This is a genomic window from Sphingomonas oligophenolica (assembly GCF_039522915.1).
Classification (GTDB): domain Bacteria; phylum Pseudomonadota; class Alphaproteobacteria; order Sphingomonadales; family Sphingomonadaceae; genus Sphingomonas; species Sphingomonas oligophenolica.
On the sequence record NZ_BAAAEH010000022.1, the window covers coordinates 169709 to 186382 of the forward strand.

General features: G+C 66.2%; 14 protein-coding genes. 8 read left to right on the forward strand and 6 right to left on the reverse strand.

Annotated elements, in window-relative coordinates; translation table 11 throughout:
• Positions 1 to 33: 33 nt before the first annotated feature.
• A complete protein-coding gene (metH, locus tag ABD050_RS12080; RefSeq protein WP_343889593.1) occupies positions 34 to 2691 on the forward strand; it encodes a methionine synthase in 2658 nt (885 codons plus the stop codon).
• 78 nt (positions 2692 to 2769) lie between these two features.
• Here the strand turns inward: metH and ABD050_RS12085 are convergent, their stop codons facing one another.
• Together ABD050_RS12085 and ABD050_RS12090 are read right to left on the reverse strand one after the other, a co-directional pair.
• Entirely contained in the window at positions 2770 to 3102 is a 333-nt protein-coding gene (locus tag ABD050_RS12085) for a transcriptional regulator (RefSeq protein ID WP_343889646.1), read from the reverse strand.
• Positions 3103 to 3104: 2 nt separating this feature from the next.
• Positions 3105 to 3554, reverse strand: a complete 450-nt coding sequence (locus tag ABD050_RS12090; protein WP_343889595.1) for a hypothetical protein — start codon at positions 3552 to 3554, stop codon at positions 3105 to 3107.
• Positions 3555 to 3724: 170 nt separating this feature from the next.
• Here ABD050_RS12090 and ABD050_RS12095 point away from each other — a divergent pair, with 170 nt between their 5' ends.
• Together ABD050_RS12095 and ABD050_RS12100 are read left to right on the forward strand one after the other, a co-directional pair.
• A complete protein-coding gene (locus ABD050_RS12095) occupies positions 3725 to 4114 on the forward strand; it encodes a nuclear transport factor 2 family protein (protein WP_343889596.1) in 390 nt (129 codons plus the stop codon).
• A 64-nt stretch (positions 4115 to 4178) separates the two neighbouring features.
• On the forward strand, positions 4179 to 5111 hold the full coding sequence (locus ABD050_RS12100; protein ID WP_343889597.1) for a right-handed parallel beta-helix repeat-containing protein: 933 nt from the start codon (positions 4179 to 4181) through the stop codon (positions 5109 to 5111).
• Positions 5112 to 5290: 179 nt separating this feature from the next.
• On the opposite strand, the gene ABD050_RS12105 is transcribed toward ABD050_RS12100, so the two are convergent.
• Both ABD050_RS12105 and ABD050_RS12110 read right to left on the reverse strand, forming a co-directional pair.
• Positions 5291 to 6298, reverse strand: a complete 1008-nt coding sequence (locus ABD050_RS12105) for a phytanoyl-CoA dioxygenase family protein (RefSeq protein ID WP_343889598.1) — start codon at positions 6296 to 6298, stop codon at positions 5291 to 5293.
• A gap of 53 nt (positions 6299 to 6351) precedes the next feature.
• Entirely contained in the window at positions 6352 to 8004 is a 1653-nt protein-coding gene (locus tag ABD050_RS12110) for an alkaline phosphatase family protein (RefSeq protein ID WP_343889599.1), read from the reverse strand.
• Positions 8005 to 8082: 78 nt separating this feature from the next.
• Between ABD050_RS12110 and ABD050_RS12115 the strand changes: the two genes are divergently transcribed.
• From ABD050_RS12115 to ABD050_RS12135, 5 genes are all read left to right on the forward strand, one after another.
• Positions 8083 to 10128 carry a protein-disulfide reductase DsbD family protein gene (locus ABD050_RS12115; RefSeq protein WP_343889600.1) on the forward strand — a complete coding sequence of 682 codons (2046 nt, stop codon included), beginning with the start codon at positions 8083 to 8085 and terminating at the stop codon, positions 10126 to 10128.
• Positions 10125 to 11018 carry a subclass B3 metallo-beta-lactamase gene (bla, locus tag ABD050_RS12120; protein ID WP_343889601.1) on the forward strand — a complete coding sequence of 298 codons (894 nt, stop codon included), beginning with the start codon at positions 10125 to 10127 and terminating at the stop codon, positions 11016 to 11018. The genes ABD050_RS12115 and bla overlap by 4 nt, the downstream gene beginning before the upstream one ends.
• A 73-nt stretch (positions 11019 to 11091) precedes the next feature.
• Entirely contained in the window at positions 11092 to 12576 is a 1485-nt protein-coding gene (locus ABD050_RS12125; protein ID WP_343889602.1) for a circularly permuted type 2 ATP-grasp protein, read from the forward strand.
• A gap of 40 nt (positions 12577 to 12616) precedes the next feature.
• A complete protein-coding gene (locus tag ABD050_RS12130) occupies positions 12617 to 13552 on the forward strand; it encodes an alpha-E domain-containing protein (RefSeq protein ID WP_343889603.1) in 936 nt (311 codons plus the stop codon).
• Positions 13552 to 14370, forward strand: a complete 819-nt coding sequence (locus tag ABD050_RS12135; protein WP_343889604.1) for a transglutaminase family protein — start codon at positions 13552 to 13554, stop codon at positions 14368 to 14370. The genes ABD050_RS12130 and ABD050_RS12135 overlap by 1 nt, the downstream gene beginning before the upstream one ends.
• A 2-nt stretch (positions 14371 to 14372) precedes the next feature.
• On the opposite strand, the gene ABD050_RS12140 is transcribed toward ABD050_RS12135, so the two are convergent.
• Positions 14373 to 15167 (reverse strand): arginyltransferase, encoded by a 795-nt coding sequence (locus ABD050_RS12140; protein WP_343889605.1) that lies wholly within the window; start codon positions 15165 to 15167, stop codon positions 14373 to 14375.
• Positions 15168 to 15402: 235 nt separating this feature from the next.
• Positions 15403 to 16641: a threonine ammonia-lyase gene (locus tag ABD050_RS12145; protein WP_343889606.1), complete on the reverse strand. Its 1239-nt coding sequence runs from the start codon at positions 16639 to 16641 to the stop codon at positions 15403 to 15405.
• Between the last annotated feature and the right edge of the window lie 33 nt (positions 16642 to 16674).

Consider the following 16674-nt stretch of genomic DNA (forward strand, 5'->3'; position numbering starts at 1 on the left):
CTCCCGCAAGCGGGAGGGGGGAAGAAAAGAACAATGGCTTCTGCACCCTCCTCTGCCCAGTTCGTGAATATCGGCGAACGCACCAACGTCACTGGATCGGCGCGCTTCAAGAAGCTGATCATGGCGGGGGACTATCCCGCCGCGGTCGAGGTCGCGCTTCAACAGGTGGAGAGCGGCGCGCAGGTGCTCGACGTCAATATGGACGAGGGGCTGCTCGATTCCGAGGTCGCGATGACGACCTTCCTCAAGCTCATCGCCGCTGAGCCTGACATCGCGCGCATCCCGTTCATGATCGACAGCTCGAAATGGTCGGTGATCGAGGCAGGCCTGAAATGCGTCTCGGGCAAGCCGATCGTCAACTCGATCAGCATGAAGGAGGGCGAAGCCCAGTTCCTCGCCCAGGCCAGGAAGGTCATGCAGTATGGCGCCGCCGTCGTCGTCATGGCGTTCGACGAGGTCGGCCAGGCCGACACCAAGGCGCGCAAGGTCGAGATCTGCGAGCGCGCCTACACGCTGCTCATGGGCATCGGCTTCCCGCCCGAGGACATCATCTTCGATCCCAACATCTTCGCGGTCGCGACGGGGATCGAGGAGCATAACAACTACGCGATGGATTTCATCGAGGCCTGCAGGGAGATCAAGGCGAAGCTGCCGCATTGCCACATCTCGGGCGGCCTCTCGAACCTCAGCTTCTCGTTCCGCGGCAACGAGCCGGTGCGCCGCGCGATGCATTCGGTGTTCCTCTATCATGCGATCCCCGCCGGGCTCGACATGGCGATCGTCAACGCCGGCCAGCTCGACGTCTACGACACGATCGACCCCGAGCTGCGCCAGGCGTGCGAGGATGTCGTCCTCAACAAGGATGAGGGCGCGACCGAGCGGCTGATCGCGCTTGCCGAACGCTACAAGGGCACTGACGAGGTCGCCGAGAAGCAGGCGGCTGAATGGCGCGGCTGGCCGGTCGCCAAGCGGCTCGAACATGCCCTGGTCAAGGGCATCGACGCGCATGTCGTCGACGATACGGAGGAAGCGCGGCTGCTCTATGCGCGCCCGATCGAGGTGATCGAAGGCCCGCTGATGGACGGCATGAACGTGGTCGGAGACCTGTTTGGCTCGGGCAAGATGTTCCTGCCCCAGGTCGTGAAGTCGGCGCGCGTGATGAAGAAGGCGGTCGCCCATCTCCTCCCCTTCATCGAGGCGCAGAAGGAGCCCGGCGCGCGCGGCAAGGGCAAGATCATCATGGCGACCGTCAAGGGCGACGTGCATGATATCGGCAAGAACATCGTCGGCGTCGTGCTTCAGTGCAACGGCTTCGACGTGGTCGATATGGGCGTGATGGTGCCCTGGTCGGCGATCCTCGCCGCCGCCAACGAGAATGACGCCGACATGATCGGCCTCTCGGGCCTGATCACCCCGTCGCTCGACGAGATGGTGACGGTCGCCGAGGAGATGAAGCGCGCCGGCATGACCATGCCGCTGCTGATCGGCGGCGCGACGACGTCGAAGGTCCACACCGCCCTGCGCATCGCGCCGGCCTATGACGGCCCGGTCGTCCATGTGCTCGATGCGAGCCGCGCGGTCGGCGTTGCCTCGACCTTGGTCAGCGACACGCAGAAGGACGCCTTCGTCCTCAAGACCGCCGATGAGTATGAGGCGGTCCGCGTCGCCCGCGCCGGCCGGACCCAGAGCGAGCTGGTGCCGATCGAGGCGGCCCGCGAGAATGCCTTCGAGGCGGACATGAGCCTCAAGCCGCCGGCGCCGCACCAACCCGGCGTCCATATCTTCCGCGACTGGGATCTCGCCGAGCTGCGCGGGATCATCGACTGGACGCCTTTCTTCCGCGCCTGGGAGCTGGCGGGCAATTATCCGGCGATCCTCGAGGACAAGGTCGTCGGCGAAAGCGCGCGCAGCCTGTTCGCCGACGCCCAGGCAATGCTCGACAGGATCATCGCCGAGAAATGGCTGAGCGCACGCGCCGTGGTCGGGCTATGGCCCTGCGTGCGGCACGGCGACGATATCTTCGTCGACCCCGAAAGCGTGTGGAACCCCGACGAGCTTGGCGGGCTCGAATATCTCGGGCTGGTTGAGAATGAGGATCTCGTCCGCATCCCGATGCTCCGCCAGCAGATCGCCAAGCGGGAGGGCAGGGCGAATATGTGCCTCGCCGATTTCATCAGCCCCAAGGGCGACTGGCTCGGTGGCTTCGCGGTCAGCATCCACGGCATCGAGCCGCATCTTGCGAAGTTCAAGGCAGCGATCGACGATTATTCCGACATCCTGCTGAAGGCCCTCGCAGACCGTCTCGCGGAGGCGATGGCCGAGGCGATGCACCGTCATGTCCGCACCAACCTCTGGGGCTATGCGCCTGACGAGCAGCTCACCAACGAGGCGCTGATCAGGGAACAATATCGCGGCATTCGCCCGGCCCCGGGCTATCCCGCCTGCCCGGACCACAGCCTGAAACCCACCCTGTTCAAGCTGCTCGACGCCCACCACGCGACCGGCATCTCGCTCACCGAAAGCTTCGCGATGCTGCCGACCGCGGCCGTCTCGGGTTTCTATTTCGGCCATCCCCAGGCCGAGTATTTCGGCGTCGCCCGCATCGGCCCAGACCAGGTCGCCGAATATGCCGAGCGCCGCGGCGTCGATCTCGCGACGGCGCAGCGCTGGCTAAGGCCGAACCTCGACTAACCTTTTCCTCCCCATCGAAGATGGGGGAGGGGGACCACCCGCTTCTTCAGCGGGTGGTGGAGGGGAAGGCGCCAAGCGCTACGCCCGGACCGGCAGTGGCTCGCCAACCTTTTCCGCGGCGCCCTCCACCACCCCAGCCAACGCCTGCAATGCAGCGACATGCCCCCGAAACGCAGCCCGTCCCGCCCGGGTGATCGAAGCCCAGGTCCGCTGCCGTCCATCCTGCGCCGCCTTGCGCAACCGCACATAGCCGGCCTCGGAAAGCGCCGAGAGATGCTTCGACAGCACTGAATCGCTGATATCGGCCGTCTTGCGCAGCATCGCGAACTCGGCGTCCTGCACCGTCGCCAGCACCGCCATGATCTGCAGGCGGGCCGGCGGGTGGATAATGGGGTCGAAGGTCAGGCTCACGCTCAAGCGCCGAGCTCCATTTCCCGCTTGAAGATGCGCGCCCACAACACACTGGCATAATAGCCGACCGCTGCGGCCACCGCCCCGAGCGCGAGCGGCGCCCAATGAATGCCGAGGCCCCGCGAGAGCCACGTGCTCGCACTGTACAATATCAGAAAAACCGCCAGCATGCCGAAGGTGACCGGCCGGGTCCGTCCGGAACGATAGCCGTTGATGAACATGCCGGTCCGCCGCCGGTCCCAGCGGACGACGAGCACGATGCCCACCAGAATGAAACCCTCGGCGACAAGCGTCCATGTCGTGGGGAGCGCCGGGGTAGCGACAAGGTTGCCCAGCAGCGCCCCGAACGCCAGATGACGCTCTGGCGGACAATTGGCTGCGGCGGCGAGCCGGGCCTGCGAGGCGTGCATTGCGGCCAGTGCCTCGGCCGCGTCGGTTGATGATGGGTTCATGTGTGTATATCCCTTTCCAATATGGAAAGTGATGCACCTGACTTTCCAATCCGTCAAGTCATAATTTTCCGAATTGGAAAGTCGCAAAGATCCATTCCGGTTCGACCTGCGATGTCGGCGCGCATCCCCATCTGCTATGAAAAGCGCCGCTTCGGACAGAGGAGATGGTCATGGACCGGGCAACGATGTTGCGGACGATCGACTCGGCTTATGCTGCGCGCCATAGCGGCGATATGGCCGGAATCCTGGCGCTCCTTGCCCCCGGTGCGACCTTTCGGATGGCCGGCGTATCGGCCGGGCCCGAAGACGCCGAAACCGCGATTGCCGGGCTGATCGACCAGTTCCACTTCGCCGATCTCGAGCGGCTCGATGCCGTGGTCGAGGGTGATCGGGTCGCGGCACGCGTCCGGATCAGCGCAGCGACGGGCGGTGGCCGGCATGTCGAAAGCGAGCTGTTCGATCTGTGGCGGTTCGGCCCCGACGGCAAGATCGTCGAGCTTGTCGAGTTCGCCGATACCGGTCTGATCGCTAATATGCTCGCGACCGCCCCGGATTATTAACTCTCAATTTACCTTCCGCCGCCGGTCGAACGGGTTCATTTGCGCGCAAAAGGAGCCAAGGCCCATGCGTCGCATCCTCCCCTTCATTGCCGTCGCTCTGACCCTTCCCGCAGCCGCGCAGACCGGCCGCGCTCCCTTCACCATCCAGCAGACCGGCCAGGGCTTCGCCACCATCGACGAGGCGGTTCAATCGGTCCGGATGGGAACGGCGACGATCCTGATCGCGCCGGGCGTCTACCACCAATGTACTATCCAGGCCGGCGGCGTCATTACCTTCAAGGCGGTCGAGCCGGGCACTGCGATCTTCGACGGCACCGCCTGCGAAGGCAAGGCGGCGTTCGTGCTGCGCGGCCAGGGCTCGACGGTCGACGGCCTCGTCTTCCGCAACCTGCGTGTCGCTGACGGCAACGGCGCCGGGATCCGCACCGAGATGGGCAATCTCACCGTCACCAATTCGATGTTCCTCGACAGCCAGGAAGGCATTCTCGGCGGCGAGCCCAATGGCCAGAAGATCGTCATCGACCACTCGACCTTTGCCGGGCTCGGCCAGTGCGACCAGAGCCCCGATTGCGCCCATTCGATCTATCTCGCCAATGAAGGCTCGGTCACCGTCACCAACTCGCGCTTCGAGCGCGGGCGGGGCGGGCATTATGTCAAGCTGCGTGTCCCCAATGTCATGATCGCCGACAACAGCTTCGACGATACCGGCGGCCGCAAGACCAATTACATGATCGACCTCCCGAACGGTTCGACCGGCCTGATCACGCGCAACACCTTCGTCCAGGGGCGCGAGAAGGAGAATTGGACCGGTTTCGTCGTCGTCGCCGCCGAGGCCAAATTATACAGGTCGGCTGGGCTCAGGATCGAGGGCAATGTCGCGACGCTCGCTCCAGGCGAAACCCGAAGCCCGGCCTTTGTGGCTGATTACAGCCATGAACGGCTTGCGGTCGGCGCGAACAAGCTGGGTGCCGGCGTCCGGATGTTCGAGACGCGCTGAGGCTTACCGCGCACCTACTCCCTTCCCCAGCGAAGGCTGGGGCCCAGTTGGAAAGGTTTCTGTAAAGGCGCGCAACGCTCTGCCACGATCGTCCCCCAACTGGACCCCAGCCTTCGCTGGGGAAGTAAAAAAGAGGAATTCGGCGGAGACGGCGGGGATACACCAGCTCAACGCCACCACTACCGCCAGACCGGATGGCTCGTCAGATCAGCCGGATACATGTTGATATACTGCGCCATTCGCGGGCGGTCGGTGCGGTTCGGGCTTGCGCCATGCGGCAGATCGTGCCGCCAGATGACCAGGTCGCCGGCGCCGGCCGCGATCGTCCGCGCCTCGGCGCTGAGATCGACCTCGCGTGGGTCGGCATCGCCCAGCCCGTCGAGCCAGTCCTCGATGCGATGATGGAACCCGGGCACGAGCTGGAGCGCGCCCTGATCGGCGCTGGTGTCGGTCAGGTAGAGAATGCCCTGGGTCGCAAAGGGGATCGGCAGCGCCAGGCTGACGTCCCAGTGGAGCAATGGCCCCTGGAACGGCCGGCCTGGCCGCTCCGGTGGATTGAAGCTCATCCGGTCGGTCGTCATCCAGAGATCTGTGCTTCCCCAGAGTTGGGCGAAGGCCTTGTGCACCCGGGGTGATCGCCGCGCCGCTTCCAGCGCGGGATCCTGGAAATGCTGTACCATGATGCCGTTGTTGCGCGGCCCTCGATACCAGCTGTCGGGATCGTCGGGTGCCGCCATCGCCAGCCGCCAGAGCAGTGCTTCAGCCGCCTTTGCCTCGTCGAGCGTGATTGCCCGGCGCAGGATCACGAACCCCTCGGCATCCCAGCCCGCCAGCGCGTCGGCATCGAGCACGGGCATCATCGCCTCGATCGCCTGCTGGCGCCGCCGCTCGGCGTCGGGCGGGGGGGCGCCGTCGAGCCATGCGTCGTAACGGGCGAGCAGGAGTGGGTCCGGTTCGCCGGCGGTCGCGAGGATCCAGGCTTCGAAGGTCGGGTAATCAGGCCAGTCAGCGCCCAGATAGCTTGCGGCCTGCTCGATCCCCAGGCCAAGCGTATCGAGCAGGAGCCGCGTCTGTTCCTCCGATATCAGGGCATCCGGCGAGCGCCCTGTCCGCGATGCCCAATAATCGGAAAGCCCCCTGATCCCGGACAGGCTTGAAGGTGCATCGAGCATGGCTGTGGCAGGCATGCCCGATACATCCGTTACCGTCGGCCTTCCGTCAATCGGCTGAATGACCCGACCTAACGACAGGGTTCGCCCGTCGCGAGATCGAGGCACTTGCCGTCGATCTTCGGCGCGGCCAGCGGCAGCCCGATCTGCGCGGCGAGCGTCGGCATGATGTCGACCGTCTCGATCCCGCGCGCGTGCTCCGACGGCGCCATCCCCTTGCGCCAGAACAGGATCGGCACGCGGCGGTCATAATTATACGGGCTGCCATGAGTCGCGACATAGCCATGGGTCGGGTCGGGGATCGGCGTGACGCGTGGCTTCAGGAAGATGACCAGGTCGCCCGAACGCGCCGGGTTGAAGGATGCCTTCGCCTTTTCGAGCAGCGTCCAGTTCTCCGGCGGCCCCTTGGGTTCCGGGGCGGCTGCCAGTTGCGCGGCGGTGAAGACGACCGCCACCTGCGGCATCGCCTTGTACCGTGTGATCGCCTCAGCCTGCACCGCCTTGCGCTGGGCAGTCGTCAGCGCGGTCGAGAGCCAGACATCGCCATTGGGGATGTCGCCGAACAGCACCGGCCCGGCAATGCCGAGTTTCGCGGCGATCTGCCGGCCCATATTCGCAGGCGCCAGCGCGACATCGGCACGCTGCGCCTCGGGCAACCCATTGTCGCGTTCGCGCTCGGGCAAGTCGTTGCCGCCATGATCGGCGGTGAGGACGACCTCATAATCGACGCCGGTCTGGTCCAGCACGTCGAAGAAGGAGCCGAGCGACCGATCGAGATTGGCGACCTGGATGCACATCTCGGCGCCCTCGGTGCCGTAGGTGTGGCCGATATAATCAGTCGCCGAGGCGCCGATCGAGATGATGTCGGTGGCGGGGCCCTGGCCGAGTTTCATATCCTGCACCATGCCCGCGCCGAGCGCGAGGACCGCTGCATCGAAGGCTGGCGAAGCGCGGAACTTGGAGACGCTGCCTGCCTCGCGCTCGAACTTGCCGGTGCCGACATTCTTGTCGGCTGAAAGCGGAATCGCCTTGTCATGGCTCGCGCACCAGTCCGGCTCTTCGAGCGCCGGCTGGGGCTCGGCAATCCGGGCGGCGACTGCTGCGTTGGCGCGGGTGACGACCGGCGGCACGGCGCGGCCCGCATAGGAGACGAAGGCCTTGCCGTCCCACCACCAGAGCTCGTCGACCCGATGGCCGCCCATCATCACCGCCGCGCGGTCCTTGCCCGCAACCGAGACGACCCGGTTCGCCGGATTCGCCGCCTTCATCCGTTCGCCGAGCGTCGGGACGAGGAGATGCTTGTCGGAAACGGTGTAGTTGCCCGAATTGCTGCCGGGAACGGTCTCGTCCTCGGCGCAATAGACGACCTTGTCGGTGCGCGGCGCCTTCTGGTCCACCCAATTGTTGGCGATGATGCCGGTATGCTCGGGGCGGAAGCCGGTGAGGATGGTCGAATGGCCGGGGCAGGTCTCGGTCGCGGCGTGGCTCTGATAGCCCGACGGGAAGACGGTGCCGCCGAGCAGCCGGGCGAAGCCGCCGGTGAAATGGCTGCGATATTCGCTGAACAGGTCAGCGGAAAATTGGTCGACCGAGATCACGACGATCAGCTTTGGCGGTGCGGCCGCGGCGGTCTGCGCCGCAGCGGGCGTCGCAATCGCGGCGGCCAGCGCGAGAATCGAGGAAGCGAAGATCGAGGAGCCGATGATCGAAATAGGGCTTTTCATGGCGTTCCTTTACGCATGGATGCAATGCACTCCCGCCGCCGCTATGAGCGAGAGCTTGATTGCCGACAAGGATCGCCGATGCGCGCACTGGGTTACCTGATCGTGACATTGTTTGCCGCACTGCTCGCGTCGCCGGCCGCATGGGCCGATACGCCCGGCGCGCTCGATGCGGGGCCGCATCTGGCGATGCGGCTGGTCGCGGAGACGACGACGCCTGCTGCGGGGCAGGAGGTGACGCTCGCGCTCGACACGCGGCCGCAGCCGGGCTGGCACGGCTATTGGCAGAATCCGGGCGATGCGGGCTTTCCGGCCAAGCTCGACTGGACCTTGCCGAAAGGCGCAAGCGTCGGCGAACCGGTCTATCCGATCCCCGGCACGCTGCTGATCGCCGGCCTGATGAATTATGTATTCGAGGCACCCTACGCGCCCTTGGTGACGCTGAAGCTGCCGGCCGGGCTGGCCGCGGGGACGAAGCTGCCCATCAAGCTTCACGCCGCCTATCTCGTGTGCACCCAGACGATATGCGTGCCGGAGGCGGCTGATCTTTCGGCCGACCTGACAGTGGGTGACGGCGCGATTGCGCCCCACGTGCGCGCGCAATTCGATGCCTGGCGGCGGGCCATTCCCAAGCCGCTCGGCGCGACGGCGACTTTCCAGGTCGCCGGAAAACAGATTCGGATCGGGGTTCCCTATCCCGCTACCGCGCCGGCAACCGGTGCCTATTTCTTTCCGGTCACCACCGGATTGGTCGATTATGCAGCGCCGCAAAAGGTGGCGCGCGACGGCGACCGGATCGTCATCGAAACCAGGACCTCGGGCAGCGGCGCAGGCCCGCTGACCGGCGTGCTGCGAATCGCGCCGGGGCGGGGCCTGCTGCTGACCGCCGCTTCCGGAACCGTGGCGGCTGCGTCCGGGTCTCCGGTGGCGCTGGATGGCGTCTGGCTGGCGACGCTGATCGCCTTTGCCGGCGCGATGCTCGGCGGACTGATCCTCAACATCATGCCCTGCGTCTTCCCGATCCTCAGCCTCAAGGCGCTGAGCCTGGCGCGCGGCCATCTCGACGAGCGGACGGCACGGCACGAGGCGCTTGCCTATACCGCCGGCGTGGTCGCGGTGTGCGTCGCCCTTGGCGGCGCGATCCTGGCGCTTCGCGCGGGCGGCAGCGCGGTCGGCTGGGCATTCCAGCTGCAGGACCCCCGTGCGATCGTCGTGCTGCTGCTGCTGACGGTGGCGCTGTCGCTCAATCTGGGCGGGCTGTTCGAGATCCCGACGCCCGGCTTTGTCAATCAGGCGGGCGGCGCCGGCGGCGCCTTCGCCACCGGCGCGCTGGCGGCGTTCATCGCGACGCCGTGCACCGGGCCGTTCATGGGCGCGGCGCTTGGCGCGGCCCTGGTCTTGCCCTGGCCGGCCGCGCTGGCCGTGTTCGCAGGGCTGGGCATCGGCCTGGCGCTGCCCTTCCTCGCGCTCGGCTTCGTGCCCGCCCTGCGCAAGCGGCTCCCCAGGCCGGGCGCCTGGATGGAGAAATTCCGGCGCTTCCTGTCGATCCCGATGTGGCTGACCGCGATCGCGCTGATCTGGGTGTTCGGACGTCAGGTCGGCGTCGACGGCATGACCGAAGGGCTGCTCGTTGCGCTCGGCGCCGGTATCGTGCTGTGGGCAGCGGGGAGGCGGCAAGCGCGGGGCCTCGGCTTCGGCGCGGCCCCGGTGCTGATGCTGGTCGCGATCGTCGCCGCCGGCATATGGCTGGCGAGTGTTGCGCATCGCCCCGCTACGGGCGCGGCAGCAGCCACGGTCACGGGGGCCGAGCCGTTCAGCGAGGCGCGGCTGGCGGCGCTCAGGGCGGAGGGGCGGCCCGTCTTCGCTTATTTCACCGCTGACTGGTGCCTGACCTGCAAGGTCAACGAAAAGGCTGCAATCGAGACTGATGCGACCCGCAGCGCTTTTGCCGCGCACAAGGTCGCGGTGCTGGTCGGCGACTGGACCAACGGCGATCCCGCGCTCGGCCGCTTCATCGAGGCGCACAACCGGGCGGGGGTGCCGCTGTATCTCTATTATGCGCCCGGTGCCGCCGAGCCGCAGGTCTTGCCCCAGGTGCTGACATCGGGAATGCTGGCTGCGCTATGAAAATCCGCCCCGCCTTGATCATCGCCCTCGGCGTGCTGCTCTCCGGTGCCGGCGCGGGGCGCGAGATAAAGCCGGCGCCCTACACGCTCGTCGCGCCGGCCGAATGGTCCCAGCCGGTGGCGCCTTTCCACATCGCCGGCCCTGTCTGGTATGTCGGCACGCGGGGCATCGCCGTCTACGCGATCCTGTCGAAAGACAGTGCGATCCTGGTCGGTGGCCCGATGACATCCGAAGCCCGGCTGATCGAACGCAACCTCGCGACGATCGGGGTGAAGAAAGGCGGGTTGAAGCTGCTGCTCAACATGCATGCCCATTTCGATCATGCCGGGGCGCTGGCCCAGATCAAGCGAGACACCGGCGCGCGCCTCATTGCGTCAGCGGGCGACCGCCCCGCGCTCGAGGCCGGCCGGCACCAGGGCGACAACAGCTATGGCCGGGCCAATTTCCCGGCGGTGAAGGTCGACAGGGTCGTCCGCGATGGCGAGATCGTCCGGCTCGGCGCGATCGCGGTGACGACGACGCTGACGCCGGGCCACACGATCGGCTGCACGACCTGGTCGCTGCCGGTGCACGAGAGCGGGCGGACGCTCCAGGTCGTCTTCCCGTGCAGTGTCACGGTCGCCGGGAACCGGTTGATCGGCAATCGCGGCTATCCGGGAATCGTCGCCGCCTATCGCAGGAGCTTTGCGCGCCTCGACGCGATGCATGCCGATATCGTGCTGCCCAGCCATCCCGAGATCGCGGATGTGATGGGCCGCGAGGCGCGGCGGGCGGCAGGCGACGCGAACGCCTTTGTCGACCCGGGCGCGCTGCACGCGATCGTCGTGCAGGCGCGCAAGGATTTCGACGCTGCGCTGGCCAAGGAGGGCACGCCTTCACCGCACCCGTAATTGCGCTCTTGTGCGGCGCAGCAAAACGTCGCAGCATGGAACAAGAACAACCTGCGGGGACTTTACTGGGTCGATGGGGACACGAAGCGCGTTTGACGAGATCATGGGGCAGGGTGGCTCGACCACGCCAAGACCCGAACTCGCCGCGCTCGGCCAATGGCTCGAGGATACCCCGGATGCGGAGCTCCGCCGCCGCCAGCAATCGGCCGAGGCTACCTTCCGCCAACTCGGCATCACCTTCGCGGTTTATGGGGACAGCGATGCGTCGGAGCGGATCATCCCTTTCGACATCGTGCCGCGCATCTTCCTCGCCGATGAATGGGCGCGGTTGTCGGCCGGCCTGATCCAGCGGGTCGAGGCGATCAACGCCTTTCTCGACGATATCTATGGGGAACGGAAAATCCTGAAGGCGGGCGTGCTCCCCGAAGACCTGATCTTCGGCAACCCGCAATTCAGGCCCGAAATCGCCGGGATAAAGCCGCCGCACAATATCTGGGCGCACATCTGCGGGATCGATCTGGTCCGCACCGGGCCCGACGAGTTCTTCGTGCTCGAGGATAACGCTCGGACACCCTCGGGCGTGTCCTATATGCTCGAAAACCGCGAGGCGATGCTGCGCCTCTGCCCCGAACTATTTCGCGAATTCCGCGTCGCTGCGGTGGACAGCTATCCCGATCGGCTGCTCGAGACGATGAAGTCGGTCGCGCCGCACGGATCGGGGCAGAATCCGGTCTGCGTGCTGTTGACCCCAGGCCATTATAATTCGGCCTATTACGAACACAGCTTCCTCGCCGATTCGATGGGGATCGAGCTTGTCGAGGCCGCCGATCTCGTCGTCGACGACGATATCGTCTGGATGCGGACGATCGCCGGCCGGGTGAAGGTCGACGTGATCTACCGCCGGATCGACGACGATTATCTCGATCCCCTGGTGTTCCGTCCTGATTCGATGCTCGGCGTCCCGGGCCTGATCGCCGCTTATGCGGCGGGGAATGTTGCCTTGCTCAATGCACCCGGCAACGGCATTGCCGACGACAAGGCGATCTACAGCTATATGCCTGAGATCGTGCGTTTCTATTCGGGCGGCGAGCCGAAGCTCCCCAATGTCGAGACATGGCGCTGCCGCGAGCCGCAGGCGCTCAAATATGTGCTCGACCACCTCGAGGACGTCGTGGTGAAGCTGGTCGACGGCTCCGGCGGCTATGGCATGCTGGTCGGTCCGACCGCGACCCGGGCCGAGATCGAGACATTCCGCGCCGCGCTGATCGCCGAGCCGCACCGTTATATCGCGCAGCCCACCCTGGCGCTTTCGACCGTGCCGACGCTCAGCGATTCAGGCCTCGCACCGCGCCACGTCGATTTCCGACCGTTCGTGCTGACCGGCTCGAGGGGCGTGCAGGTCGTGCCCGGCGGGCTGACGCGGGTGGCGCTCAAGGAAGGCTCGCTGGTCGTGAACTCGTCCCAGGGGGGCGGCACCAAGGACAGCTTCGTCCTGATGGACGGCGGCAATGTGCAGGCCCAGGCAATGGGCGGCATGTCGCAGGAGCAGAGGTCGTGAGGCGCGCGGTGCGAATTCTGCCCGGCCCGGGGAGAATCTGATGCTCTCCCGCACCGCCTCCTCGCTCTACTGGCTCGGCCGTTATGTCGAGCGCGCCGATTTCATCGCGCGCCTCGTCGAGGCGACCGTCCGCCTCGACGTCCTTTCCCCGCGTCCGGCGGGCGAGGCGGCCTGGGCGAGCGCGCTCGCTGTCACCGAAACCGACGAGGCCTTCGCCGCAAGCAACGAAACGCTGACCCAGGGGCATGTTGCGCGCTTCCTCACGCTCGATGGCAGCCACCCCGGCTCTATCGTCCGCTGCCTCGACATGGCGCGCAACAATGCCCGCGCCGTCCGCACCGCGCTGACCCGGGAGGCCTGGACAGCGATCAACCGCGCCTGGCTGATCTTCCACAGCCGCTCGAGCCCGGGCGGCGCGGCCGCCACGCTCGGCCTGGTCGATGCGGTGAAGACCGAGGCGCGGGGCTTCGAGGGCGCGATCCACCGCATGCTGCGCAACCAGACCACCTGGTTCATCCGGCTCGGCCAGGCAGTCGAGCGGGCCGACAACACGGCGCGACTTCTTGACGTCAAATACCATCTTCTGCTCCCCGAGGGCGAGCAGGTCGGTGGCATCGTCGATCGCGACCAGTGGACCACGATCCTCCAGACGGTTTCGGCAGTGACCGCCTATCGCTGGCTCTATTCGGAAGGGCTGCGCCCGGCGAACGTGATCGACCTGCTGATCGCTCGGGCTGAAATGCCCCGCAGCCTCGCCGCCTCGGTCGAGGAAGCCGTCGAGATCCTCAACCTGCTGGCCAAGCGCACCGGCCTTCATGGCGAGGCCGACCGAATGGCGCGGCTGCGGCAGACCAGGCTGGCGAAGACCCGGTCGGGCGAGGTGATCGCCGCCGGCCTGCACCAATATCTCCAGGCTTTCATCGCGGAGAATGATCTTCTCCACATGGCCATCGGCCGGCAGTTCAAGTTCATCTGATGCGGCTCACGATCGATCACCGCACGATCTACCGTTTCTCCGCCCCGCAAGGGCGCCTCACCCAGATGCTCCGGCTCACCCCCGAGGACACCCATGACCAGGCCGTCGCGAGCTGGCACCTCCATGTCGATTGCGATGCGCGGATGCGCCCCGGGCGCGACGGTTTCGGCAACCGGGTGACGATGCTCTATGTCGAAGGACCGATCGATCAGATCGAGATATCGGTGGCGGGCGAGGTGCTGACCAACGCATCGAACGGTATCGTCCACGGCGCGCACGAGCCATTGCCGCCGATGCTGTTCCTGCGATCGACCGCCCTCACCGAAGGCGGCGCAACGCTCGCCGAGTTCGCGGCTGATGTCGCGGGGCCGATCTGCGACACGATCGAACGCATGCACGCCTTCAATGACGCCCTGCACCGGAAATTCGGGCTTGATCGCGGTCGACCCGTTTCGGGCCGGACCGCCGCGGAAGCCTTCGAGATGAGCGACGTCACTCCGCGCGACCTCGCCCATATGTTCGTGGCCGGTGCCCGGCGCCTGGGCGTTCCCGCGCGCTATGTATCCGGATACAGCCCTGTGTGTTTCGAAGGCGATGCCCGGCCGGCACCGCATGGCTGGGCGGAGGCGCATGTCCAGGGGCTGGGCTGGGTCGCGTTCGATCCGTGCACCGGGCTGTCGGCTGACGAGGCCTATGCGCGGGTGGCGGTGGCACTCGATTCAGCGGGCGCGGCGCCCGTCGCCGGATCGCGCCTCGGCGAAGGCGACGAAGAGCTCGATGTCGATCTGCACGTGGCGCAGGCGAACCCGCAGGATTGAGGTCAGGCCAGTTCGTCGGCCAGCATCACATTCTTCTGCGCTGGCGGCGCGTAGGTCATGTCTTCGTCAGTCAGGATCGACCAGCCCGAAGGGCCGAGCACTTCGATCGGGCGATAGCGCGTCTTGTACGCCATCCGCTCCGAACCCTTCACCCAATAGCCGAGATAGACAAAGGGCAGGCCGACAGCGCGGGCGCGCAGGATATGGTCCATGATGATCTGGTTGCCGAGCCCGGGCCGCGCCGGATGGTCGGCATCGAAGAAGCTGTAGATCATTGACAGCCCATCGGCCTGCTGGTCCGTCAGGCAGGCGCCGACCAGGGTGCCGCGCACGCCGTTTTTCGCCGGCTCGCGATATTCGACGATGAAGCTGTTGACCGGCGAATGCTCCACCATGTCGGCATAATCGCCCTCGTCCATGTCGGCCATGCCGCCGCCCGGATGGCGCGAGGCGAGATAGCGGCGCAGCAGCTGATATTGCTCGTCGGTCGCCCAGGCGCGGCAGGCATTGACCTCGAGATCGGCATTGCGGCGGATCAGCCTGCGCTGGGTCGCGTTCGGCACGAAGTCGCTCGCCACGACGCGCACCGACACGCAGGCGGTGCAGCCGGCGCAGCTCGGCCGATAAGCGACCGACTGGCTGCGGCGAAACCCGATCCGCCCGAGTGCATCATTGAGCTCGCCGGCATGCGGGCCGTTCAATTCAGTGAAGACCTTCCGCTCCTGGCGCCCCGGCAGATAGGGGCAGGGCGAAGGGCTCGTCACGAAGAAGCGTGGAAAGCGAAATGGCGCAGTCACCGCCTTGGTCCCCATATTTCGCCAGGGCTTGCCCCCGGCTCGGACCCGTTATGAATCGCCTGAGTCGTGATGAAAAGCGGCTTTACCATGAATGAGGGTTAACGCAGGATTTGCAACAAGTCTTGAGATTCCGATCGCAGACGCACGGGTGCTGATCAGGGGCGAATCATAGCATATTCCCCGAGTCGCAAACAGAGTCGCGCGACTCGCTTCGCCGCAGCTGTGATTCGTTTCGTCAGGCTAATTCGACCGGGGAGACCTCGTAGCCGCCGGCACGGAGCGCAGCCATCAGCCGCTCGAGATGCGCCTTGTCGCGCGTCTCGCATTCGATGTCGGTGATCAGGCCCTTTGCGGGCAGCGTCGTGAAGACGCGCTGATGATAGACCTCGATGATATTCACCCGCTCGGCGTCGAAGATCCGGGCGACATTGAACAAGGCGCCGGGCTGGTCCTGCAGCCTGATCCGCAGCCGGGCGAGCCGGCCCGACCGCGCAAGATCGCGCAGCAGCACATTGGCGAGCAGCCGCGTGTCGATATTGCCGCCACACAGCACCACGCCGACCGTCTTGCCCTTGAACCGCTCGGGATAGGACAGCAGCGCCGCGAGGCCGGCTGCGCCCGCGCCCTCGACCACCGTCTTCTCGATCTGGAGCAGCAGGCTCACCGCCTGTTCGAGGCTGCGCTCGCTGACCAGTACGATGTCGTCGACCAGCGCCTTCACCATCAGTGCCGTGATCGCTCCCGGCTCCTTGACCGCGATGCCCTCGGCGAGCGTGTCGCCCGCGCACGGCATGTCGGTGCCGTTGATGCGGTTGTACATCGAAGGGAACAGCTCGGCCTCGACCCCGATCACCTCGATCGGGTGATCGGCGGCGCCCGCGACGGTCGCCATGCCGGAGATCAGTCCGCCGCCGCCGATCGGCGTGACGAAGGTGTCGATCGCCGGCACGTCCTCGAGCATCTCGATCGCGACGGTGCCCTGGCCGGCAATTACGCGGACATCGTCGAACGGATGGACGAAGGTCAGGCCGCGCTCGGCTTCGAGCTCGCGGGCATGCGCATAGGCAGCATCGAAGGTATCGCCGAACAGCACCACATTGGCGCCGTGCCCTTCGGTCTGGGTGATCTTCACCGTCGGCGTGTTGGTCGGCATCACGATCGTCGCCGGGATGCCGAGGCGGTGCGCATGATAGGCAAGCCCCTGGGCATGGTTGCCGGCGGATGCCGCGATCACGCCTTTTGTCCTCGGGTCGAGCTGCAGCAGCGTATTGAGCGCGCCGCGCTCCTTATAGGCCGCGGTGAACTGGAGGTTCTCGAACTTCAGATAGACGGTCGCGCCGGTCAGCTCGGAAAGCGTGTGGCTGATGAAGGTCGGCGTGCGGACGATCGAATCGCTGATGCGCGCATGCGCTGCCTGGACATCGGCAAGGGTGACGGGGAGCAGGTCGGCGGCGGGGGCGGGGATGGTAGCCATAGGAGCGCGGCCCTAGACCATCTGGCGCCCCGA